We start from the raw sequence: 23,763 nt of genomic DNA on the forward strand, positions 1-23,763 counted from the left end.
GCCACAGCGAAGACCCGCGACCTGGTGGTCGCGGGTCTTCGCTCGAGCTATCGCTCGGCGGCGTATTGCTAGCCTGCCAAGATTGTTAGCCTGCCAAGCTAGTCAAGCCCGTGGTAGCTTAATGTGCCAATTCATCGGCGATGCCGAATGGAGCCTCAGTCGCCGCACGGACGGTCTCCAGGGTTTCCCCGTCTGCGATTTCCACCAACGTCAATCCCTCCTCGGCATGAACGCGGAAAACTGCTAGATCAGTGACAATAAGGTCGACACACTTGGCGCCGGTAAGCGGCAGACTGCACTCTGAGCGAATCTTCGAATTGCCTTCTTTGGTCTGATGGCTAGTCATCACGATGATCTCTTTGGCGCCATGCACCAGATCCATCGCACCGCCCATCCCTTTGACCATTTTGCCCGGGATCATCCAGTTGGCCAGATCGCCGTACTGGGAAATCTCCATTGCGCCGAGAACGGCCACATCGACCGAACGTGAACGGATCATGCCAAACGATTGTGATGACGAAAAAAACGAACCGCCTTCGGCTACTGTGATCGTCTCTTTGCCTGCGTTAATCATTTCCGGGTCAACGTTGTTTTCCGTCGGGTACGGCCCGACGCCCAGGATGCCATTTTCCGAGTGCAACACGACCTGGCGACCCTGTGGTAGATAGCCCGGAATCAACGTCGGCATGCCAATACCGAGATTGACATAGTCTCCATCACGGAGTTCTTGCGCCGCGCGTGCTGCCATTTCATGTTTCGTCCACGCCATTATTCACTCACCGTCCTAAATTCAATGCCGGTTTCTTGCGGTCCGACTTCCACCACCCGGTCCACGTAGATCCCCGGCAAAGTGACATCTGCCGGTTCAATAGCGTCGACAAGTTTTTCGGCTTGCACGATCGTGATTTTGCCCGACATCGCAGCATCCGGGTTGAAGTTTTGTGCGGTCTTACGGAACACAACGTTGCCGTAGCGGTCTGCTACTGCCGCGTGCACGAGAGCGTAGTCCGCGCGAATCCCCTCTTCGAGTACGTAATCCTCGCCGTTAAACTCACGCACCTCTTTTTCTGGTGAATATTCTGCCACGGTGCCGTCCGGGTTATAGCGCGCCGGAATGCCGCCGCTGGCGAGTTGGGTGCCGACCCCAGCCTTGGTATAAAACGCTGGAATCCCCGCACCCCCGGCGCGCAGGCGCTCTGCCAAGGTTCCCTGCGGGGTGAATTCGACGGCTAACTCGCCGGCGAGGTATTGCCGCGCATATTCCTTATTGGTTCCTAGATAGGAGCCGATGGAACGGGAGATGCGCCGATCGGCAAGCAGGAGTCCCAGCCCGAAGCCGTCGGTGCCGAGGTTGTTGGAAATGATGGTCAGGTCTGTAGCGCCTTGTTCCCGCAGTGATTCGATCAGGACGGCGGGAATGCCCACCAAACCGAAGCCCCCGACGGCGATTGATGCGCCATCGGGGATATCGGCCACTGCGTCAGCGGCTGAATTATATGACTTATCTAACATACTTCGATAGTCTAACTACAGTTCACTGTGTGCACAAGTGTTCACATGGTGAACGGACGTGTCTGTGCGTTAAAATCTCGAGCAGACGCACCTTGCCCGATCAGAGTGCACAGATGGAAAGGACACCGCGATGCCAGAATCGCAAACCGTGCAATCGCTTACTCGAGGGCTCGCAGTCATTCGATCCTTCAGTGCCGAGTGCCCGAGGCAAACGTTGTCGCAGGTCGCAGCGCACACCGAACTCGCACGCGCTACCGTACGGCGTTCGCTACACACGCTGATCGCCTGCGGCTACGCCGACACCGACGGAACAGAATTCTGGCTGAGCCCAAAAATTCTGGAGCTGGGCTACGCCTACCTTTCCAGCCAGGGGCTTCCCGCACTCGCCCAGCCCCATCTGGAGGCACTATCGCGAACCATCGACGAATCCTGCTCGCTCAGCGTCCTGGAAGGCTCCGATATTGTCTACGTCGCCCGCGCCTCGGTGCGACGCATCATGAGTGCAAACATCACCATCGGCACCCGGTTCCCGGCCTATGCCACCTCGATGGGCCGCGTGCTGCTTGCACACCTGCCACGCCCCCAGCTCGATCGCTATTTCCGCGAAACGACGTTGACACCGCTGACCGAGCACACCATCACCGATGTGGCACAGCTGCGCGCAGAGTTAACAACCGTGCGCAACGAAGGCTGGTGCATTGTCGACCAAGAGCTCGATATCGGATTGCGCTCACTCGCAGCACCGATCCATGACGCGCACGGCACCGTGATCGGCGCCGTCAACGTCTCCACCCAGATTGCCAATCACGACGAGCGCTCGTTGCACGAAACACTGTTACCTGCTCTGTTGGACAGTTGCGAAGAGATCTCCGCGGACGTGCAGGCCTCGCAACGCTTTTAACGCCCCACAGCTACCAGCCACCTACTATTTCCCCACCAGCTACTTCCCCACCAGCCAGAAAGGAACTGCTCATGAGCACCCAGCAGGAATCCCAGAACACCACCCCAACCATCGTGATCTGTCACCCGAAACGCACCCCGGTGGGCCGTTATGGCGGCGCACTGAAATCGGTGCCGGTGCAAGACCTCGCCACCACGGCGGTAAAAGCCGTGATGGAAGACTCCGGACTCGACCCGGCCAATATCGACGACCTCATTCTTGGACAGGCCTCGCCCAGCAGCGCAGCACCGGCACTCGGGCGCATCGTCGCACTCGATGCCGGTTTAGGCGAGCACGTTCCCGGCATGCAATTAGACCGCCGCTGTGGATCCGGCCTGCAGGCCATCACCACCGCCGCTGCACACATTATCGCCGGAGCCGCTGACCTGATCATCGCTGGCGGTGCCGAATCCATGTCGCAGACCGAATATGCCGTCGATGGCTCCATCCGCTGGGGAGTCAAAGGTGGATCGATGGAACTGCACGACAGGTTGGCACAAGGGCGCGAAAAAGCCGGTGGAAAAAACCACCCCATCCCCGGCGGAATGATCGAAACTGCGGAAAATTTGCGACGCGATTATTCCATCCCGCGCACGCCACAAGACGAATTCGCCGTCAGCTCACACCAGCGTGCCGCACGTGCCCAGCAAGAAGGATTTTTTGACGCCGAGATCGTCCCCGTGCGCATCCCGCAGCGCAAAGGCGAGGACATCATCGTCGACAAGGATGAACACATCCGCCCGGAAACCAGCGTCGAATCTTTGCAGAAACTGCGCGCTGTGCGCAGCAAGCTTGACGACGAAGCCACCGTGACCGCGGGCAATGCCTCCGGCCAAAACGACGGCGCTGCGGCGGTCATCGTAACCACAGAAGAAAACGCGAAAAAGCTCGGTCTTACCCCCGCCGTCAAGCTCGTTGGCTGGGCGGTCGCTGGTGTGGCCCCGGAAACGATGGGAATCGGACCGGTTGCAGCCGTCGACAAGCTGTTTTCCCGCCTGCAACTCGATTTCACCGATATCGACCTGATCGAGCTGAACGAGGCATTCGCGGCCCAGGCTTTGGCATGTTTGCAGGAATGGGGCATTGCCGCCGACGATCCACGCCTGAACCCATCCGGTTCCGGAATCTCGCTCGGCCACCCCGTTGGGGCCACCGGAGCGCGCATGATGGTGACCGCAGCGCATTCGATGCAGCGCACGGGCGCGCATCGTGGATTGGTCACGATGTGCATTGGCGGTGGACAAGGGCTGGCCGCGGTAATCGAGAAAGCCTAACCGCGGCACGGTTGACGGCGCGAGCCTAAACCAAGCGCACCAAAGCCACCCCAAGAAAAATTCCTAGTAGCCCACTGACCCGCCGAATGGTCAGTGGGCGTTTTGTCGCGCCAATCCAACCACGCGATTCCAGCAGCTGGCCGGCCGTAATGGTGCCCGACAGTGCAGCGATCACCATCAGCCCGGTGCCCAATATTGGCGCAAACAAAGCCCCACCGACGACGAAGAAGGCACCAAGCACACCACCGAGCCATTTCCACCACGGCCCAAGCGGAATCGGACGGAACACGCGGGCGCGCCCCGGCAATACCAGGCTGAGCACGAAAAGCACCGCGACGCCGATCGCCAGGGAAATCAAGCCAGCATGGACCGGCGATTCAATCACAGCACCCAGCCTGCCGTTGACTGCAGTTTGGGTTGCTGAGCCCATGCCGATAGCAACACCAAATCCGCGCCACGCGATCGCGGATACGCCTTGCGCGTTTCCTTCCCACAAACGCCCCCGCCCGATATCGAGCACAATGGCAGTCGAGACGAATACGATCACTGCGCCCAACAAGCGCAACGGCGAAATCGGCAAGACGTCGTAGCCAAACAGGCCGAAGTGGTCGACGAGCAGGCCCATCAACATTTGCCCGACAATCGGCATGATAACGGTGTGCACGCTACCAATCTGCGGAAACAGCAAGATATTGCCCACGATGAACAGCACCCCGAGCGGTCCGCCAATAAAAGCCCACGCTGGGGCGTCGGCAAGCAAAGAAAAATCCGGAAGTGGTTGGCCCGTCAGCAGCCACGCGATAGGCAACAACACTCCGGTGCCGATTAAAAAGGAATACAACGCCGTGACGACGGGATCGCGGACGTCGGTGCGCAGTCGAGTATTAATCGCTGTTTGCACAGGCACGATCGCGCCGACACCAATGGCTCCGGGAAGTGACAGCATCGTGTTAAATCTCTCTCGTTGTGACCTTGAATAGTGTGGGTGAGCATTCACTGCATTTCTAGCCCAGCTCTAGCCCAGCTGCTCACCGCTGCTTGCTCGCCTACTGCACAGACGCCTTTGGGCGTCAGACAACTCGGCTGACACAGGCAAATAAGCGTTCTGTAATTCTGCCTGCAAATGACCATATTTTGTCACTTGTTGCCTGGGATGGGCAGCAGTTTTGTCAACGCTGCACAACCAAGTGCGAATTGCGTCGCAATAAATTGTACACAGTAATCTGCATCACTAGCATGCACCTTTAACGACAGAAAGGAAAACCCCATGACTTCTTCTCCAGTTGATCACAAGGCCGCAACGGAAGAGCAATTTCCACCAGACTCGAACGAAGAGCGCGAAGTAGGATCCCACGGTGAGCCACGCCCAGAGCAGGACCGTGAACTCAAGCGCGCACCGCTGGATGAAGATTCCTTGCTGTGGCGCTACGGTGCCGACAGCCGCCTGCAGTTGATGCGCGGCTACACCGGCATTCTGCAGAATATGCACCCGTCGATTGGCCAGGCACTGCTGGACCACTCGAAGTTCTTCGAAGAGCCTTTCGCTCGCCTGGAACGTTCGACTCCACAGATCATCGAGTCGATGTACACCCCTTCCGACGAGCTGTCGAAGAAGATCCGCGACTACCACGTCAACATTCGCGGCAAGTTGCGCGACGGCCAGCGTTACCACTCGTTGAACCCAGATACCTACTGGTGGGCGCACGCAACCTTCGTGTACCGCGTGATTCGTACCCAGGACCTGTTCGGCGAACCATTCACGCCAGAAGAGCGCGAGCAAATCGTCCAAGAAGGCGTAACCTGGTGGGAAAAGTACGGCGTGTCCAACCGTCCAGTATTCGACACTTACCAAGAATTGATCGACTACATCGACGAAATGACCGCCACTGTCCTCGAGCGCAACGACACCGTCGACTTCGCTCTGCGCACCGCTCGTGTCGAACCAATTAAGGCTCCGGATGGCGTTTCCCCGCGTGTCTGGAAGATCATATGGAAACCAATCATGCGCAGCATGATCTGGCTCACCGTCGGCACCCTGGAACAATCGCAGCGCGACATTTTGCAAATTTCTTGGACCAAGAAAGACCAAAAGCGCTTCGACCGCATCAGCAAGTTCATCCGTAAAGTTTACCCGAAGCTACCACTATCGAAGCGCTACATGAACCCAGGCCGTGACGAGATGATCAAGCACGAAATGTTTGACGAAAATGATCAGCTCAAGCCCGTCGGCTCATTCGGATAATTAAGACAGGACAATTAAGACAACGGTGTATTCGGCCAACAAATCACCGACGCCGTAACCGTGGCGGCCCGGTCGTAGTGTGAAACTGCCCGGGCCGCTTTTCGTCTTTCAACTCTCCAATACTCCAGCAGCACAGAACCTACATACAGAAAGTTTTCCTCATGGCACCTCGCATCAAAGTCGCACCCTTACCCGAAGACCTCCTGTCTGCTTACCTCGTAATGACAGCCAACGTGGTCGGTCGGTTCCACGAAAACGAAGAGCGCCAAGACATCGCTTCCCCATTTTTGGATGAACCGTTCGCACACGTCTATGTCGGCGATGAAGAAGTTGTTGATTTCGCATTCGGTCGCGCCCGCCAAGCACAACAACGCTGGGCAGAAACCCCCATCAAGACTCGGCAACAGATCTTCCGCGACTTCCACGATCGCGTGCTCAAAAACCGGGAGCTCTTAGTCGATATCGTGCAAATGGAGACTGGGAAAAACCGTCTTTCTGCACTCGATGAGGTTCTTGACGTCGTCAGCAATGCCCGCTTTTATGCAAACGCTGCTCCCCGATTGCTCAAGGAAAAACCTATGCCTGGCGCAATTCCAGGCCTGACTCGCTCTAAGCTCCAGCGCACCCCGAAAGGCGTGGTCGGCCAGATCAGCCCGTGGAATTACCCGCTTGCCCTTGGAATTTCCGATGCTATTCCGGCCTTGTTGGCGGGTAATGCCGTGGTGGCCAAGCCCGACTCCCAGACTCCATTCTCCTTGCTTTCCGTTTTGCGGCTGCTGTATGAATCCGGCTTGCCACGCGACCTCATGCAGGTAGTGACGGGATCCGGCCGCGTTGTCGGCAGTGCTATCGCCAACAACTGCGACTACCTGATGTTTACCGGTTCGACCGCCACTGGACGGGTCCTGGGTAAGACCGCCGGCGAGCGATTGATCGGGTTTTCCGCTGAACTGGGCGGCAAAAACCCATTGTTGATCTCTGCCGATGCCGATCTAGACCGCTCGATCCGCGAAGCCATTTCTGCCTGCTTTTCCAACAGCGGCCAGCTGTGTGTCTCGATCGAACGCATCTATGTCGAAGAAGCCATCTACGACGAATTCGTCTCGCGCTTTGGCACCGCAGTCAATAATATGCGCCTAGCTTCCGGCTTCGACTGGGATGCTGACATGGGGTCGCTGATTAACGCCGACCAGCTCGAGACCGTCGAGACCTTTGTGGAAAACGCTAAAGAAAAGGGCGCTCGTGTGCTGGCCGGCGGACGCACACGTCCAGAACTCGGACGCTTTTTCTTCGAACCTACCGTGCTTGTCGACGTCCCTAACGACGCTGATCTTTACTGCGACGAAGTATTCGGCCCGGTGGTATTCATCGAAAAAGTCGCAAACCTTGACGAAGCAATCGCCAAGGCCAACGACACTTCCTATGGCTTGAACGCGGCGGTGTTTGCAGAATCCGAAACCGGATGGAAAGCCGCTGGCAAGCTGCTCGCGGGTGGGGTCGGCATCAACGATGGTTACACCGCCACCTGGGCTACTGTTGCCAGCCCGTTGGGTGGCATGAAAGACTCCGGCGTCGCCCGCCGTCACGGCGATGAAGGAATGCTGAAATACACCGAGCCCCGCAACGTTGCCGAACAACGCGGCATTTCGATGCGCGGCCCAGCATCATTACCCCGCAAGACCTACGGCACCCTCATGGCAAACGCCATGCTGTGGGGTAAGAAGCTGAAATTCCTGCCGTAGGCAGTTACAGTAAAGCCCCCTCCGGTGCTGCCGGAGGGGGCTTCCGGCGCTGCTAGCACTGCGTATCCCCGCTAGTAGGTGCAGACGAAAAAGGGCCACGGTGTCATTCATCCTGACACCGTGGCCCTTTCTGGCTATCGTGGCACGACGTTAACTAACGTCCTGCCACCGCGCCGTGAGCTAGCTATGCTCCTGCGCGTTTAAATGCGTTATCGGCGATCGGGACCATCCGCAGCTTGCGCGGCAGCACCGCAAAGATTCCGCGTACGGTCCGAGAGAACAAGAAGAACCGTCGTTGATCTTTCTTCGTCCACGTCCAACCAAGTTTGTCTCGGAGGTTTTCTGGGACCAGTCCGGTAGATACCCAGATGAGGAGACGAGCCACCACCGGCGATAACGGCGCCCACAGCTTTGCCGGGATCGCAGGGTGTGGCGGATCAATGTCGAGGACGCGAACGATGCGCGAGCGCTCAATCGTTTCTGTCTTCTGCAGCTTGTTATCAATGAAATCATTGACATAAGCCTCGAATTCGTCGTAATTAGTCGGAGCATTCTTGGGTTCTGCGACACCGTAGTACGAGTACCACTTGCGACATTCCAGGAATAGCTGCTCTTTTTCTTGCTTGCTCAGTTTCGGCGAGAAGTTTCCAGCAAGGACGAAGGGCATCATCGCGAAAGTCGCATGTGCCCAGTAATAAGCGTCCGGGTTCATCGAGTGGTAGCGCGTGCCGTCCTCATGGGTGCCCTTCACATTGCGGTGGAAATCGCGGATCATGGCACCGTATTCTTCGCCTTCATACACCGTGCGAATGATCGGGAAGGCGGAACGGACCAAACGGGCGACTTCATTGTCGAAGAAATTCGAGTGTTCCACCAGGGAACGGCTGATGTCTTTGTGCGTAGTCTGCAACACACCGGCATACAGCGCTGCGAACAAGGAACGCCAATCGCCAAAGCGTTGCCACAAAATAGAGTCTGGCCCTAACTCCGGAAGTTGTGCTGTAGGTTCTCCCGATGCCAGGTATTGGTTCGATTCACTATCGGTCATATGATCGCGTGGACTCATACTGGTAGTCATAAGAATCTAGCTTTCTGTGAGTGGAGTGTGCGTGTGCGCGGATTCCATGAAGTCGCGCAATTGGCTAATCAGTTTCTTTCGTTCCGGCGCAGCGGTCTTCCAATACGATCGGTTGACGGCGAGCTGGCCAGGCCCTTTCACCTCAAGACGACGAACCCAATGTTGGGCATGATTTGCTTTTGCCTCGATGAGGTCGAGTGGATGACTGAAAAACCCTTCTACCGCAGGTTCCGGAGCATCCATGAGCAGCATGTTCGGTGCCCCGATCGGAACGATGTCCAGATGGCGGTGCAACCCGGCGACATCAATCTCACGCCCGTGTGGGCCACGGATCTCATCTAAGCTGCTGGTACCGGTGGCGAGAATAAGCACATCTGCCTTGATAAGCTCGTTCGCCGATTCACCGGTGTTCGCATCCGATACGCCGATGTGCCATTGTGCAGTCTCTTTATCGAAAGCTGCGCTATCTGCTCGCGTCTGCAGCCGCAACCGTGCTGGGGAATAATCCAACGCAGCTTTGATATGTGCGCACGCAGATGCGGCAGAGCCCTTGTATTTGGAATGTTTCAAATTGCCTTTGCGGAAACCGAATTTCTTCGGCCGATCGGCTGGACGAGGGCCGGCATATTTACCGCCGACTTTGTCCTTTTCGTCTACAAGGACGGTGTCAAAACCAATTAATGCGCATTCAGCTGCAGCTGCGACTCCCGCTGCACCTGCACCGACGACACATACCGTCGGCTTTCGATAGGGTTTCATAGCCATACCAGGCTCCTTAATTTAGCGAATTCAGTAATGTCGTTGGACTAGCTGTTTGTGTGGGACTTTGTTATCGGGCGTGCACACTCAGATTCGGTGCATCCAGCACGTCACCATCGACGGACAATGCATCCAGCGAGACATCACGCAATGCAATGTGGGACATCACTGCATCGGGAACGGATAGTTCGTGCAAACCAGCTGCGACCAGCTGATCGGTGAGTTCATCGATGTTTCCCGCTGCATCAAGTTCGACGGGAATCGTATTCACACCTGCTACTGCTGGGGTTGCATTCAGCGTGCGTGTGCGCAATACCGCTGGTCTTCCGGTCAAAGTAGCCTTGGTCCCCGGACCAGAGGTCAATGCCGAAATCGCCCCGTTTTGTCCTGGTAGCTCGAATGCGATGTTGTCGACAGTTACCGTGTTTCCACTGAGCTCAATCATTTTCTGTGGGCCTTGTTGAGTTTCTACCGTGACAATCGCAACCTTGGCATTGCCGACGACCTTGACCTCATCGGCAGTCACTGGCTGCGTGATGCCAACGATGCTGGGCGCTACCGGCTCCACTTGTGCTTCAGCGTGGGGCTGTGGAGCAGTCATCACCGCGGTAGTCGCAGAAAGCGCAAGCACAATCGCTAACACGGACTTCGTCGTCGACGAGTTACCGAGCAGCTCCTCCAATGTGACAGTGTTCTGGTTTTTGCGCTGCTTTTTGCGCTTGACGACGCTGTGCTCTGTGACGCTGTGCTCTGTGACGCTGCGTCCTGCGGGGCTGTCTTCTGCGGGGTTGTCTTCTGCTGGGCTATGTTCTGTGGGTACGCCATGTTGCGATGGAGAATCATCCGCGGCTTGTGCAGCTGAGTTCGCTTCATCCGCAACCTCCGATTCCGCAGCAGACTCAACGGCTAGGTCCTGATCACTGTGCTTTTCAGCGCCTGGTTTTTTGGCGCCTGTTTTGTTGGATCCTAGCCTTTTGGCACGCTTTTTCGACCGAGCTTGCTCCTTCACTTCGGCGCGATCACGGCTATCCCAGGCAATCAACAAAGAACCACCAATGATGCCGCACAGGGCACCGATGATGAAACCGCCGAAATTTGAGGCAGGCAAGGAAACAACGGCCAATACCAACGCCAGAATTCCCGCGAAAACAGATAAATCTGGACGGACCCAGACACCGATGCCCGACATGATGAGTACCACGCCGATCAGCAGCGTCGATACACCTGACATAGCGGAGACAACGACGAGCAGATCCTGCACCTGAAAGGACAAATACGCTGGCGCCAAGATGATGATGCCCGACAAAATCAGAAACAACCCGCCCATAAACGGCCGGTCACGTCGCCAGTTCCGGAAACGGCTAGTCAACGATTGTGCTGCGGGTTCTTCTACGGGCTGCTTCGATGATTCCTGCGCACCAGCGATATTTTTAGGTGACGCAGACATTGTTATCGCCCCTTTCAATCGTGACTGAGACGTTCTGTACTGTCAGATCGTCCGACGCCAAAGAGGTTGCGTCGATATTGCGTGCCTGGACATTGATGTGATCGGTAACCAGACCCCAGGATCCAGGAGGCGCAGCCGGATTGCGTTGACTAACGTCGGCTCCCAGTGTTGGCCGCTGCAGGGTCAAATCGCCTTGCAGCACTTTCGCGCCGACCACTAGGTTGTTACCGTGCACAGTGTCTTCGCCATCGGCAGTCAGCTTAAAGCTCACATCGCCAACTCCCGGGATATCACCCAATTTGGCTGATAAGCACAGATTCGAGGCTGTCACTTCGCCAAAGTGCAGGCGAGAAACCGGTATATCCCCTTGGTCTCCGAGGGCATCAGAATCTACGAATAGCGAGAAATTAGTACCGTTGGCATTACCCATGGTGACCTTGAAAATGGTTCCGGACAATGCCAAACCGGCATTCAGGCCACCTTGCGCCATGGCTACCCCGGCGCCACCGGCCCCGATTAGGCCTACTGCTAGAGCTGCGGCGAGCCGCCGTGCTCGTGTGTGTCCCATACCTGCTCCTCTTGTGAACTAATCCCACTTCGTCGTGGTGCTTCAGCTCACAATACAGTCGCTTACAGGGCCTTCCGAATAGCCTTTTGTGTTTTTGGCCATACTGCACAACACCCGCTATATTTTTCTAACAAGCCTGTTAAACAGGTCACTAAGTTTTATGTAAGGCTTAGCGAACATTTGCACAAATCTTGCCCGAATACCCCACCCGTACATATTAGCTTTACCTTATTAATGGACAGTGGGCCACCGGTTCGATACTTCACCGCCGAAGCACTTCACCGCCGCAGCCCTGACACAGGCGAAAGGATGAATGACGATGGATAAACAAATCCGAGTCATCTTGACCCAGCATCTTGATAAAAACGTTGCTTCGCTCACCGACTCGATCTGCACCCAGGTCAACAAAGAATTTCAGGAACTGTTCACTGCAGATTTCACCGAAATCATGCGGCAAAGCATCTACACGAATGTGACGCTGTTTAAAGACTTCATCGCCTCTGATGGCGATCCACGCACGATTCAGCCCGGCCAGCCCCTACGCCGGATGGCCCACACCCTGGCGGCGCGCGGGATGCCTTTATCGACGTTGATCATGTTGTTTCATGGCACCCACAACGTCTTAGAGCACAAGCTCTTATTGCTCACCCAAGAGCTGTTCCACGAATATGATGGTGCAGATTTCGTGCAGATCTTAGAACAACTTCGGGTGCTCGCCAACAACTTTGTCCGCATCCGTACAAGTTCATTTCCTGCGATCTACGCTGAAGAAGCAGCTCGTTTGCGCGTACCTGGAGATCCCGCGTTGCTGAATGAAGTACGCAAGGCGCTGCGCGCTCCCGAAGAAACCACGGCGATCATGGATTATTCGCTAGATGCGCGTCACGTCGCATTCCAATTATGGGCTAGCCCCACCAAGCAATCAGAACCAGATGAGCTGTACACAGCAGCGCAACTGATTGCCGAAAAAATTGCACCGCAGCGCACATCACTCATCGTGCATGCCAGCCCCACCCAGGTATGGGGCTGGTGTGCGAGTGACCCAGAACTAGAACATGGACAGCACGTAACGGTTCCCAAACAAGACCTGTTTGCGATCGTTCCTCGACATTGCCATCTCACCGTTGCCGCAAGCTTTAGCGGGCCGAATGGCTTCAAGGTTTCCCACGCGCAGGCGGATCGATTGCGCAGATTAGAAGAAATTCAACCCGGTAAAGAACACTCGGTTCTGAGCAGTGTTGATGAAGGAGCGTTGACCGCAGCTGCGTTTGTTGATCGCTTGCCGTTGGCCAACAGCCTTATTTGGTCGGCGCTGGGCGAATTATCGGGCTCTGACGAATATTCGTTCGCGATTCGCGAAACAGTTCGCAGTTTCTTGAAAAATGGTATTTCGGGCGCAGCCAAGGAGATGGTTATTCACCGAAATACCGTGAAATATCGCGTCGATAAATTCCGTGATGCGCTGCACCTCGACGATATAAACAGCGCCGAGGTGCGCCTCGCCCTGGAGCTATCGCACTGGCTCGGCGCGACTAACGCCACAACCGACTAACGCCGAGACCAGCGGGGCGATGTCTGCCGAGCACGCCTGGCTATTACCAGGTGCGTGCGATGATATCGGCGATATGGCGGTTGCCTTCGTGGGTGTAGTGGAAAGTCATATTGTATGGGTCGGACTGATTATCCAAGAACCCAGAAACCCAGCGGTGTTCCTTCCCTACGCACTGCCCATGACCACGGGTAGCCGACCACAGATCAAAATATTCCACATTTTTATCCGCGGCCACAGTTCTTTGCCAATCAGCGACAGCACGCAAAGAATTGCCCAGTGGTGGGAACGGGAAGTTGAGATCAAACTGGTTCATGTGCACTGGGCACACGAAGTCATCAAGGCCCATCATTTCCGGGTAACCGAGTATTTGAATGCGGGCATTCGGTGCAGCCTCACGAATGCGATCAATCTGGTGACCGACGTAATCACGATAGGACTGCTTTTGGTGGGCGTAAAGGCCAATACCTTTGAAGTTGTCGTTGAGCCCCACCTGCATGTGCACGTTTGTTGTCTGTGGGTTCAGGCGGCGGGAATGCAAAGCTTGGTCAACCTGCATAGCCAACGGGCTGTGGTTGTTAATTTTGCCGAAAGTGGCAGCACCAGAGCATGAGAAATCCGATACTTGTGCGCCGTGACGACGTTCCAGCTCTACACCAACGCGGTCGATTCCTTTTGGACAGCTGCTGTAGTCAGTCTTGGTGACACCGGTGGTGAATCCGGGGTTTACGAAGTCCACGAAGCCATGGGGCGGGTTCGCGAGTAACGAATCGCCGAACAAAACAACGTTACGCTGCTGCGCTTCAGCCACCGGCGAACTCGCCACTGCACCGGTGATGCCCACTACTGCGGCTGCTGCGGCAACAAGGATTTTCCGGATTCTCATACAATTCCTTTTACTGTTTTCCAACAAGTCACAATATTATATCGTCACTTTAGCAACCGCCGTTTCAGAATGTTGCCCGCGTTTAGCTTTTCGGTTTGCGGCCCCAGATGAAAAACGCCAACGGACCAAAGAAATCAACCAATCCGGTCGCCGCTAACCAGGCTTTCCGGTTACCCCGCAGTCGCTTCTCCGGGGTGTGGTAGACGTGATGCCAAGTGAATGCTTTTTCACACACTAAATAGACTCCGACGCCAAGAAATAGTCGTTTTGCCTGCGGGCTGAGCTCTCCCCAGCGCCGCGCCCGGCTGATCCCATTCGACATACTCTCAAACTGTTTCCATGTCTGCTTCAGACTCATTGGTTGCTTCCTTATTTCCAGACCTAATTTTCAGACTCATTAGTCGAACCATTTAGCCGTTTAAGCCACAAAACAGCTCGACGAGCATAGCAAAAAGCGCAGGTGATCAGTTTCCAGATCACCCTGCGCTATATTGTACCCCGTACGGGATTCGAACCCGTGTTACCGGCGTGAGAGGCCGGCGTCCTAGGCCTCTAGACGAACGGGGCTAGAACTAGTGAAACTGTAAATGTCTCACTGCTGGCCTACCAGGACTCGAACCTAGAACGACGGTACCAGAAACCGCTGTGTTGCCAATTACACCATAGGCCATTGCCACAAAACTTAAGAAAGGAAACTAAAAACCAACCAGCTTGATGTCATCGCGATGGCCGTTTCGGTCTTTATTTATCTTTTCCGTGTCGCTCTGTGCAACGGTTATTTACTATAACCATCGCCCTAATATTTCACCAAATCAGCAGCGCAACACTAGTTTTTGTGACGTTTTAGGAACGCTATAGCCTATTCAGATAGCCTATTCAGCTTGTGCTTCCCACGGGGTTTGCGCACGCGCAGACCCCAGGCGCGCCAAAGTGGATTCGCGGCCTAACAACTCCATGGACTCAAACAACGGTGGCGATACCGCAGCGCCCGAAATTGCGACCCGCAGCGCACCGTATGCTTTGCGTGGCTTCAGCCCCAGATCCTCAATGAGTGCTTTGGACAGTACTTCCTCCAGCTTCGCCGTAGACCATTCATCGACGCCTTCGAGCGCAGCAATCGCCTCATCCAGAGGCTGGATTGCCTCTTCCTTCAAGTTCTTGCGCGCAGATTTTTCATCCAACACCAGATCATCGTCGGCGGTGACCAAAAAGCGCAACAGGCCATAGGCGTCGGAAAGCACCTTGATGCGAGTTTGCACCAGGTCGGCAGCGATCGCGAACTTCTCCTCCGGATAATCAGCCGGAAAGTCCGTGTACTCGGTCAAAAACGCACGCAAGCGCCGGGTGAACTCCTCGGTATCTAGACGACGAATCTGGTCAGCGTTAATCGCCTCGAGTTTCTTCTGATCAAACCGCGCCGGATTCCCCAACACATCTTTGACATCGAAAGCCTCGATCAGCTCGTCGACACTGAAAATATCGTGGTCACTCGAAAGCGACCATCCCAGCAATGCCAGGTAGTTCAGCATGCCTTCCGGGATGATGCCGTTGCTGCGATGATTAAACAGGTCCGACTGCGGGTCGCGCTTGGACAGTTTCTTGTTGCCCTCGCCCATCACGAACGGCAAGTGACCAAATTCTGGGGTTGCCTCAGCAACGCCAATACGCTGCAATGCGCCGTACAAGGCCAGCTGACGTGGGGTCGACGACAGCAAATCTTCACCGCGCAGAACGTGGGTAATGCCCATCAACGCATCATCAACAGGGTTGACCAGGGTGTACAGCGGATCACCGTTCGAACGCGCGACGACGAAATCCGGTTGCGTCGAGGCTTTAAATTCCACCTCGCCGCGCACCAAATCGGTCCAGGCCCAATCTTGCTCAGGCATACGCAAGCGCCAGACTGGCTTGCGACCTTCCGCCTCAAAAGCGGCGATCTGGTCCTCGCTGAGGTCGCGGTCAAAGTTGTCATAGCCCAGCTTCGGGTCCCGGCCAGCATCGCGGTGACGCTGTTCAACTTCTTCGGCCGTCGAATACGCCGGATAAACCTCATCAGCCTCGATCAGCTTGTTCAACACATCCGCATAGATCTCTTTCCGCTGCGATTGCCGGTAAGGCTCGTGCGGGCCACCCACATTGATGCCTTCATCCCAGCCCAGACCGAGCCAGTCCAGACCGTCGATAATGGCCTGGTAGGACTCTTCCGAGTCACGTTTCGCATCGGTATCTTCGATGCGGAAAATTAGCTTGCCGCCGGTATGCCGGGCATAGGCCCAGTTAAACAGCGCCGTGCGCACCAATCCGACGTGCGGGGTTCCGGTGGGCGAAGGACAGAATCGTACACGTACATCACTCATAGCAGCCATGGTAGCCCAGTTGTCAGTGCACAGTGCACGGGCGGTATTATCAACTCTTATGCAATCGTCCCGCCCTTCCACCGCACCGGATTTTTTGCTCTCTCGAGCACACGGATCCGTGCGTACCCAAGGTTGTGTGGACACCTATACCGATATCGATGCCGCTGTGCAGGCGCTTGCCGACGGCAAACACGAGATGATCGTCGGCGCGCTGCCCTTTAATCCGAATGACAAAGCAGCGCTCACGGTACCGGAAGCGATCATTCGGGAGGATGGCCCCTTGGAGCCACCCGCCTATTATCGGCAGGGCTCGTTGCGTGCCCGCATCAGTGCGGTAGACCCAGAACCAGAAGAACACCTACGTCGCGTCGAAGCCGCCATCGACACAATCATCTCGTCACGCTTGGAAAAAGTCGTGCTCGCCCGTGCGGTAGACATTGAGTTTCTTGACGACGTCGACCCGCGCTTAGTCGCCGCCCGTCTGATTGATAACTCCGCGCACCGCGACGGTTTTATCGCCGACCTGTCGCCTGCTGGCCGCGAAGGGCACATGCTAGTTGGGTCTTCGCCAGAAGTACTGGTGAAACGCCAAGGTTCTACCGTTAGCGCGCTGCCACTGGCAGGCTCGGCGGCGCGCTCTGCTGATCCGGTAGAAGACGAAAATGCACGTTTTCACCTGCACAATTCCGCGAAAGATCTACACGAGCATGCATTCGTCGTAGAGCATTTGCGCGCGGCACTCTCGCCACTGTGCGAACAGATGAGCATTCCAGCGAAACCACAGCTGATTAAAACGAATGAAATGTGGCACTTGGCAACCCCGATCAGTGGACAGCTCAAGCAACCACAGCTCAGCGCGCTGGATCTGGCAGCACGCATTCACCCCACCCCCGCCATCTGCGGCACCCCCACAGCTGCAGCAGATCACCTAATCCATACCGCGGAATCAGCTCGTGGGTTCTACGCCGGCGCTGTCGGCTGGTGCGATAACACCGGGGACGGCGAATATTTGGTCGCAATCCGCTGCGCAGAAATCTGGGGCCGCCAGGGCCGCACATGGGCCGGTGGCGGCATTGTTGCCGATTCTGATCCAGAACAAGAACTGGCAGAAACCACCGCCAAGCTGCAAACTATCTTGCGCTCCCTGGGACTTTAATTTGTGCAGCTAAGACTGTAATTCGTGGTAGCGCTAAGCCCCCAGACAATGTCAATGCATGGGGCCGGCCTGAATCATGTGAATAAGTTTTTTTGCTAAGCGCGTTCTACCGGGTTGCCGAGCTTACCCAACCCTGGGATCTCGATTTCAATGAAATCTCCCGGCACCATTTCTTCGGTACCAGCAGGAGAACCAGTGCAGACAACATCGCCTGGCAGCAACGTCATCGAAGCCGTAATCTTTTCCAGAATCTGCCCGACAGTGTTGATCATCTGGCCAGTCGAAGAATCTTGCTTAATGTTGGTCTCGCCGTCGTGCGTCAAATAAGCCTTAATTGGATGGTCCGACAAGTCGAATTTATCGACATCAGTCTCAATCCACGGGCCCAGCGGTGCGAAGGTATCGATGCCTTTCGCACGCGCCCACTGCCCATCAGAGAACTGCAGATCACGCGAGGAAACGTCATTAATGATGGTAAAGCCCAAGGTGACGTCTTTCCACTGCTCCGCCTTCAAGTTCTTGCACGGACGCGAAATCACCAGAGCTAACTCGCCTTCAAATTCCACGCGCGTGGCGAAATCTGGAATTTTAATTGGTGCGCCCGGGCCAGTAATAGCTGTTGGGGGCTTTAAGAACAGCGTCGGCGGCAACGATTCCGCCGATTCTTTGAAGACCTCCGCGACGTGGTCGGCGTAGTTACGGCCGAGCGCCACAATCTTCGATGGCAGCATTGGTGCCAACAGTTTCACGTCATCAAGCTTCCATTCCTTGCCAGTAAATTCTGGCTCCGTAAACGGAGTTGAGGAAATTTCACGGGCTACCAGCTCGTCGTCGCCTTCGATGACGACGAAAGCCATACCCTCTGGGTGAGCAATTCGTCCAAAACGCATGCTTTCTACTGTACAGACCTGTCTAAGAGCTGTCCGCAGATAGGTGCGCACATGATTCGCAGCTACGATGCGCACCGAAACTGGCAACCGGGACTATTCCTTAATGTCTTTGAGCGTATGTACGCTACTGACTTCGGTAATCGCCAAATAAGCCTCGGCGCAGGCCAGCGCGTCGCTGAGTGCGTTGTGGCTGGTATAGCGTGGGAGATTATAGCGTTCCCGCACCCGCGGAAGCCGGAGATCTTCGCCACGCGGGTACGTCGCCATCCGCTCCATGTGCCGGCGCTCCAGGGTAAAGGTGTCAACGACGCTCATATCGGGTATCGCCCCGTCATATAATTCACGACAATATTTGTGCACGAAGCCCGTTTCTAGCGCGGCGAAATGTGCCAACAGCACACGCCCACGCAGGGCATCCAGCAACTGCGCGATCGCTTCCTGCGGGGAAACTCCGGTGGCGACCTCATCATCGGTCAGCCCATGAATGGTGGCAGATTCGCCGACCTCGGTGCCCGCAACAACAACATAACCGGCTCCGGAAAGATCAATGCTGCGCCCGTTCAGTGGAACCCAGCCGATCGAGAGCATCGCATCCTTGGCTGGTTTAATGCCAGTGGTTTCCATATCCACCGCGAGTGCCGGCAGCTGGTCCAGTGGTGTATCAGCCGCCGGTGTCTGGATATCGAAAGTCTTGTGCCCAAAGCGCCCACCGGTGATAGCAGAGAGAAAACTCATCACAGCCGTCCTTTCGACGAGAACTCGATCAGGAAATGCTCCGCAGCGGGTATTTATTTCCCAGCGCAGACTGCATCCGTTTGATTACTTGGAAAGAATCGCGCAGATGCTCACGATCCATCTTGGACAAGCGCTTCGGGTCCACGTGATAGTCAGGGTCTTCGTCGTGCCGCAACTGGCGGGCCTGATGGCGCAAAGTCAGTGTGCGTAGGAAATAAAACGCATCGGCAAGATTGCGCGCTCCTTCTCGTGAGACGCTGTTGCCTGCGGCCTGCTCCAGACGAGTCACGGTATCCACCGCATCGACGCCAGCGGCAATCGCATACAGCCGCGCCATCTGCACGATGCCATAGGTGCCGCCGGTTTTGATATTCAGCGTGCGGGCATAATCGCCGGAACGCTCGACGACTAAGCCTTTGAAAAACGTCAACGGTGGCTCGCGGCGCGCTGCGAGGCTAGCCAGGTGGGCATGCAAGCGCTTGGAATCACCGCCCATGTGCACGGCGGTGCGGTGGACGGCATCGGCAAGCTGCATGTCGCCATAGATCGGACGGAAATCAAAAAATGTCTGTGCGTGCAATAGCGCATCCGCATCCGGCGCGGTGATCCACGTGTGAAACGTATCTTCCCAGTCGCGGGCAGTCTGGCGCCATTGTGGGTTCGTCGCCATCATATCGCCCGGGCACCAGGCCTGGCCTGCCTCGGCCAAGCCCTCACAGACCCAGCGCGCCAAGGCCTCGAAATATTCTCCGTGCTGGTCAGGATCATAATCATTGGACAACACCATCGCATTGTCTTGATCAGAAGATAAACCCATCTCGCGACGGCCCTGCGAACCCAGCACCACGAACGCATACGGTACCGGCGCGGGACCGAATTTCTCTTCGGCTAGCTCCAGAAGCCTACGCGCGATGCTGTCTGCGGCGATTGTCATCATCTGTGCTGATTCAGCAGAATTTCCGCTGCGGTCGATGAAGCGCGCGATGACAGCGCAAGCATCGCGATAAGCGTTGCGTAAACCCTCCCGCGAAGTACGCCGGGAAAAATCAGCGGTCAGATACACGGGGTTAACACGCAAAAGCCGAGCGATATCCGCGCCAGCAACAACACCGACCACCTTGTCGGCTTCCAGAACTGGCAGATGGTGAATATTGAGTTCTGCCATGATCAGCATGGCTTCAAACGCCAAGGTCTCTGGGGTGACGGTACGCAAATCTGTTGTCATCACCTCGCTGACAGGCAGTGCGGTATCCAGTGACTCTGCGACGACGCGACCAGTCATATCACGGTCGGTCACGATGCCACGCAAATCATCATCGTCGGTAATCAATAACGACGAAACTACTTTTTCGCGCATCTGCCTGGCGGCCGCAGCGATACTGGTGTTCGGCGAAGTCGCCTGCGGGCTGGTGATCATGACATCACGCAACGGCGTGCGCAACACCCCGGTGGAGGCGTCTTCGGCAAGCTCTTGCGCCGCGCTGCGAATCTGGCGCGACTGCAGCGAATAAAACCTCTCGATATCCGGGTGTGCGGCAATAGCGCGTTGAAAGCTTTCACGCGGCAACTCAAGCACCAAGCTGTCTTCCACCGCGACGATGGTGTACCGCGACTCCGGAACACCCGGATCTGCCAGCAGCGTCGAATAGCCGAAACTTAAACCGGGCTCACGCCGATCCAATAACCCGCCCTCGGCGTCCATGACATCCATGGCGCCTGAGCGAATGACATGCAAAACATCGTTGCGCTCACCGGCGTGCACCATCGTGGTACCTCGCCGGATATACCGCATGGTCATCGACGCGGCGATCGCTGCGAGATCATCCGCGGGCACATGGGAAAACGGCTCGTGCTCTGCCAGAAAGCCGGTAACTTCCTCTACTTCAACGCTCATGCACCCATGCTACTGATTAAAACTTACTGGTAGGAAACAAACCACGGACGTGGATCAATCGCATAGGTTTCTTCCGGGGTGAATGTCGGATCGTCCTCGTCGATGAAGTTCTTCCACGCCATGTACCAATCGTCGGAAAGATCATTACGGACCATATCCCAGGTCGCGAATTTCTCTGCCGGTGGGCCGTGACCATCGGCGTGCAAGACGAATCCCAGCTCCGGGTGCGAGGTGTTGACCGCTTCCCGGTTACGGATCATCTGGTACTGGAACTGGTGCACCATCAGCGCTTTTTGTGGCAGGTTGTTCTCGCGTACCAGCTCGGCCAACCAATCGGCGACCTCATTGATTTCGGCGGCATCGACGTGCCCGACCTGCTGCAACGGTTGCTCGTCAGGGCCCAGCTTCCACTCGGGATCCAGCGCCAAGCCGACGTTGGGGTGTTTCAGCAGATCTTCATAGTGCTGGGCCTGGGATAGCAGGCTTTCGCGTCCCGGCTGCAAGTCCAAGAAAGCATAGCCGCCGTCGTCAACCACAGCATCGATATATGGCTGCAGCTCAGCCTCGTCGGTGTAGTTGGTGTACAGGTTGTGCGGTCCGGGCTGCGCCGCAGCGATCGTGGCAATGATTTCAAAAGCCGGGATCACAGGTTGATCGCTGAACTGCTGGTACTGCTCAGCGAGATCATGCGCGTGGCGAATGGCTTCTTCTGGTGGCATCTCGCCCATCACGCCCAGAGCTGGGCCAGCTGGATGACCGTACAGGGCGATCATGCGACGCCCAGGAAAGACCAATCCGCCGCCGCCTGGCAGCTCGCCGTTTTCGGCAAGATCAATCGTGCGATCAACATAGTCTTGGTCGCCGAAAGCAGCTCCCAAGGTGATGATGTCGCCTTCTAGTGCCGCCTGCATCGACTCAGAGGTAGCCCGAATATCCGGGGCATCCAGGAGTGTGACCTCATTACCAGCAGCCAAAACAGTGGCCACGGATGCCAGGGCGGTCTGTTCGCTGACATAAATCGGCGTGGCAGCTTTATCGGATCCGCCCGGCAAGTCGCCGGCCTGCTCAAGGTGGTCCAACAGGCCTGCAATGCGTGGGCCTTCATAGAGCCATGGCATCGGTTCCGCAGGTGCGGCAGGTGCGGCATGCGCTTCGACGCTGTCCGACCATTCCGACCACTCATGGCCAGCGGGCGCGATCGGGTTCCCGACGGTAATGATGCTTTCTACCTTGTGTGCATCGAAAAATTCCACCAAATCCATCTCCGCTGCCGGCAAGGCAGCGATCATCGGTGCAGATTCTTCCACCGCGACGGTCGCGGCCGTGCGCTGGGCACCCTCGTCGTCAGACGAGACCACGATGGTGGAAATGTCATCGTAGAAATCGTCGATGGTGACATCGCCGGTGTGGTTGCCATCAGTGAGCGCGGTGGCAACTGGTGAACCGGAATCTTTATCGTCTTCCCCACCTTCTCCGTTAGCTTGAGAATCGTGAGCAGAACTCAACGGTGAGGAATCTTCTTCAGCATCAGCACACGCCACAAGCCCGCAAGCCATCACAGCAGCGGTGCTCAACCCCAGAGCTTTCTTCATTCCCGACGGAGAATTCTCCGTAGTGAACGTGGACGGAATGACTTGAGACAGCATGCTGCGCGAATTCATAGCTACTATCCTATGCATTCACCGCGTTGGCGATGCGATCGCCCACTGCGCTCGTGGAAATAGCTTGCTGACCACGGGAACTAATATCAGCGGCAACAGCGGATTCGATCTTGGCGGCATTATCTTCATCACCCAGGTGACGCAATAGCAGTGCGACAGACAAAATCGCGGCGGTTGGGTCGGCGACTCCCCGGCCCGCGATATCAGGTGCCGAACCATGCACGGGCTCAAACATCGACGGATTGGTACCGGAGGCATCGATATTGCCAGAGGCGGCCAGGCCGATGCCGCCCGTGACCGCACCGGCGAGATCAGTCAGAATATCACCGAACAAGTTATCGGTGACGATGACGTCGTAACGCGCGGGGTCGGTCACCATGTAAATGGTTGCGGCATCGATGTGGTGATAATCCACGGTGACATCTGGGAATTCCTGGCCAACCTCTTGCACGGTACGCATCCACAGCCCGCCGGCGTTGACCAGCACATTCGTCTTATGCACCAGGGTTAGGTGTTTGCGCCGGTTGTTCGCGCGCTCGAAGGCATCGCGCACCACGCGTTCCACCCCGTAGCGGGTGTTTTGCGAGACCTCGGATGCCACCTCGTGTGGGGTGCCTTCGCGCAACACGCCGCCATTGCCGCAGTACAGGCCTTCGGTACCTTCACGGACGACGACAAAGTCAATGTCGCCAGGGTTGGCCAGCGGCGTCGACGAGGTTGGGTACAGCTTCGAGGGGCGCAGGTTGACGTGGTGATCGAGCGCAAAACGCAGTTTCAGCAATAACGCGCGCTCAAGCACACCCGATGCCACCTTGCGGGGATCGCCGATAGCGCCCAGCAAAATCGCATCGTGCTCGCGCAGCGCAGCAAGGTCTTCGTCGGTCAGCGTATCGCCGGTTTCCAGGTAGCGTTCCGCACCGAGATTGAAACGGGTGATCTCGACGTCGTCACGCAATGCTTCGAGCACTTTGAGTGCTTCCGCGGTTACTTCTGGCCCGATACCGTCACCGGCAATCACAGCGAGTCTCATAGAGTGATACCCTTTCTCAAATTCACGTTTTTTCTAAGCGTAC

General features: G+C 56.3%; 21 protein-coding genes and 2 tRNA genes. 6 read left to right on the forward strand and 17 right to left on the reverse strand.

Annotated features, from left to right (window positions below):
* Nucleotides 1-118 precede the first annotated feature (118 nt).
* Together U1140_RS07125 and U1140_RS07130 are read right to left on the reverse strand one after the other, a co-directional pair.
* Entirely contained in the window at nucleotides 119-769 is a 651-nt protein-coding gene (locus U1140_RS07125) for a 3-oxoacid CoA-transferase subunit B (RefSeq protein ID WP_369846839.1), read from the reverse strand.
* A complete protein-coding gene (locus U1140_RS07130) occupies nucleotides 769-1,512 on the reverse strand; it encodes a CoA transferase subunit A (RefSeq protein WP_369846840.1) in 744 nt (247 codons plus the stop codon). Before U1140_RS07130 ends, U1140_RS07125 begins: the two co-directional genes overlap by 1 nt.
* 130 nt (nucleotides 1,513-1,642) lie before the next feature.
* Here U1140_RS07130 and U1140_RS07135 point away from each other — a divergent pair, with 130 nt between their 5' ends.
* A complete protein-coding gene (locus U1140_RS07135) occupies nucleotides 1,643-2,413 on the forward strand; it encodes an IclR family transcriptional regulator domain-containing protein (RefSeq protein WP_369846841.1) in 771 nt (256 codons plus the stop codon).
* Between the two features lie 71 nt (nucleotides 2,414-2,484).
* Complete coding sequence (locus U1140_RS07140) at nucleotides 2,485-3,726, forward strand: acetyl-CoA C-acetyltransferase (RefSeq protein WP_369846842.1); 1,242 nt, start codon at nucleotides 2,485-2,487, stop codon at nucleotides 3,724-3,726.
* 25 nt (nucleotides 3,727-3,751) lie between these two features.
* Here U1140_RS07140 and U1140_RS07145 read toward each other — a convergent pair whose 3' ends face one another.
* Nucleotides 3,752-4,672 carry a DMT family transporter gene (locus U1140_RS07145; protein WP_369846843.1) on the reverse strand — a complete coding sequence of 307 codons (921 nt, stop codon included), beginning with the start codon at nucleotides 4,670-4,672 and terminating at the stop codon, nucleotides 3,752-3,754.
* Between the two features lie 321 nt (nucleotides 4,673-4,993).
* Here U1140_RS07145 and U1140_RS07150 point away from each other — a divergent pair, with 321 nt between their 5' ends.
* A complete protein-coding gene (locus tag U1140_RS07150) occupies nucleotides 4,994-5,968 on the forward strand; it encodes an oxygenase MpaB family protein (RefSeq protein WP_369846844.1) in 975 nt (324 codons plus the stop codon).
* Nucleotides 5,969-6,129: 161 nt separating this feature from the next.
* Nucleotides 6,130-7,710, forward strand: a complete 1,581-nt coding sequence (locus U1140_RS07155) for a succinic semialdehyde dehydrogenase (RefSeq protein WP_369846845.1) — start codon at nucleotides 6,130-6,132, stop codon at nucleotides 7,708-7,710.
* A 184-nt stretch (nucleotides 7,711-7,894) separates the two neighbouring features.
* Here the strand turns inward: U1140_RS07155 and U1140_RS07160 are convergent, their stop codons facing one another.
* The 4 genes from U1140_RS07160 to U1140_RS07175 all read right to left on the reverse strand — a co-directional run bounded on the left by U1140_RS07160 (nucleotide 7,895) and on the right by U1140_RS07175 (nucleotide 11,562).
* Nucleotides 7,895-8,788: an oxygenase MpaB family protein gene (locus U1140_RS07160; protein ID WP_369846846.1), complete on the reverse strand. Its 894-nt coding sequence runs from the start codon at nucleotides 8,786-8,788 to the stop codon at nucleotides 7,895-7,897.
* Nucleotides 8,789-8,794: 6 nt separating this feature from the next.
* Nucleotides 8,795-9,553 carry an FAD-dependent oxidoreductase gene (locus U1140_RS07165; RefSeq protein WP_369846847.1) on the reverse strand — a complete coding sequence of 253 codons (759 nt, stop codon included), beginning with the start codon at nucleotides 9,551-9,553 and terminating at the stop codon, nucleotides 8,795-8,797.
* Between the two features lie 64 nt (nucleotides 9,554-9,617).
* Nucleotides 9,618-10,994: a DUF6114 domain-containing protein gene (locus U1140_RS07170; protein ID WP_369846848.1), complete on the reverse strand. Its 1,377-nt coding sequence runs from the start codon at nucleotides 10,992-10,994 to the stop codon at nucleotides 9,618-9,620.
* A complete protein-coding gene (locus tag U1140_RS07175; protein ID WP_369846849.1) occupies nucleotides 10,978-11,562 on the reverse strand; it encodes a DUF6230 family protein in 585 nt (194 codons plus the stop codon). The genes U1140_RS07170 and U1140_RS07175 overlap by 17 nt, the downstream gene beginning before the upstream one ends.
* A gap of 319 nt (nucleotides 11,563-11,881) precedes the next feature.
* Here U1140_RS07175 and U1140_RS07180 point away from each other — a divergent pair, with 319 nt between their 5' ends.
* Nucleotides 11,882-13,114, forward strand: coding sequence for a helix-turn-helix domain-containing protein (locus U1140_RS07180; RefSeq protein WP_369846850.1), 1,233 nt, complete (start codon nucleotides 11,882-11,884; stop codon nucleotides 13,112-13,114).
* 43 nt (nucleotides 13,115-13,157) lie between these two features.
* On the opposite strand, the gene U1140_RS07185 is transcribed toward U1140_RS07180, so the two are convergent.
* From U1140_RS07185 to gltX, 5 genes are all read right to left on the reverse strand, one after another.
* Nucleotides 13,158-13,997 carry a GDSL-type esterase/lipase family protein gene (locus tag U1140_RS07185; protein ID WP_369846851.1) on the reverse strand — a complete coding sequence of 280 codons (840 nt, stop codon included), beginning with the start codon at nucleotides 13,995-13,997 and terminating at the stop codon, nucleotides 13,158-13,160.
* A gap of 82 nt (nucleotides 13,998-14,079) precedes the next feature.
* Entirely contained in the window at nucleotides 14,080-14,355 is a 276-nt protein-coding gene (locus tag U1140_RS07190) for a hypothetical protein (RefSeq protein ID WP_369846852.1), read from the reverse strand.
* Nucleotides 14,356-14,491: 136 nt separating this feature from the next.
* A tRNA-Glu gene (locus tag U1140_RS07195) sits at nucleotides 14,492-14,564 on the reverse strand.
* Between the two features lie 31 nt (nucleotides 14,565-14,595).
* Nucleotides 14,596-14,667, reverse strand: a tRNA-Gln gene (locus U1140_RS07200).
* 202 nt (nucleotides 14,668-14,869) lie between these two features.
* A complete protein-coding gene (gene gltX, locus U1140_RS07205) occupies nucleotides 14,870-16,363 on the reverse strand; it encodes a glutamate--tRNA ligase (RefSeq protein WP_369846854.1) in 1,494 nt (497 codons plus the stop codon).
* A 49-nt stretch (nucleotides 16,364-16,412) separates the two neighbouring features.
* Between gltX and U1140_RS07210 the strand changes: the two genes are divergently transcribed.
* On the forward strand, nucleotides 16,413-17,510 hold the full coding sequence (locus U1140_RS07210; protein ID WP_369846855.1) for an isochorismate synthase: 1,098 nt from the start codon (nucleotides 16,413-16,415) through the stop codon (nucleotides 17,508-17,510).
* Nucleotides 17,511-17,605: 95 nt separating this feature from the next.
* On the opposite strand, the gene U1140_RS07215 is transcribed toward U1140_RS07210, so the two are convergent.
* From U1140_RS07215 to U1140_RS07235, 5 genes are all read right to left on the reverse strand, one after another.
* Entirely contained in the window at nucleotides 17,606-18,400 is a 795-nt protein-coding gene (locus U1140_RS07215) for a fumarylacetoacetate hydrolase family protein (RefSeq protein WP_026167789.1), read from the reverse strand.
* 93 nt (nucleotides 18,401-18,493) lie between these two features.
* Complete coding sequence (locus U1140_RS07220; protein WP_369846856.1) at nucleotides 18,494-19,135, reverse strand: exonuclease domain-containing protein; 642 nt, start codon at nucleotides 19,133-19,135, stop codon at nucleotides 18,494-18,496.
* A 28-nt stretch (nucleotides 19,136-19,163) separates the two neighbouring features.
* Nucleotides 19,164-21,029: a DUF294 nucleotidyltransferase-like domain-containing protein gene (locus tag U1140_RS07225; protein ID WP_369846857.1), complete on the reverse strand. Its 1,866-nt coding sequence runs from the start codon at nucleotides 21,027-21,029 to the stop codon at nucleotides 19,164-19,166.
* Nucleotides 21,030-21,052: 23 nt separating this feature from the next.
* A complete protein-coding gene (locus U1140_RS07230) occupies nucleotides 21,053-22,690 on the reverse strand; it encodes a cell wall-binding repeat-containing protein (protein ID WP_369846858.1) in 1,638 nt (545 codons plus the stop codon).
* A gap of 10 nt (nucleotides 22,691-22,700) precedes the next feature.
* Complete coding sequence (locus U1140_RS07235; RefSeq protein WP_369846859.1) at nucleotides 22,701-23,720, reverse strand: 3-isopropylmalate dehydrogenase; 1,020 nt, start codon at nucleotides 23,718-23,720, stop codon at nucleotides 22,701-22,703.
* Nucleotides 23,721-23,763 lie beyond the last annotated feature (43 nt).

Origin of the sequence: Corynebacterium drakensteinense (assembly GCF_041224285.1) — a bacterium.
Lineage (GTDB): Bacteria > Actinomycetota > Actinomycetes > Mycobacteriales > Mycobacteriaceae > Corynebacterium.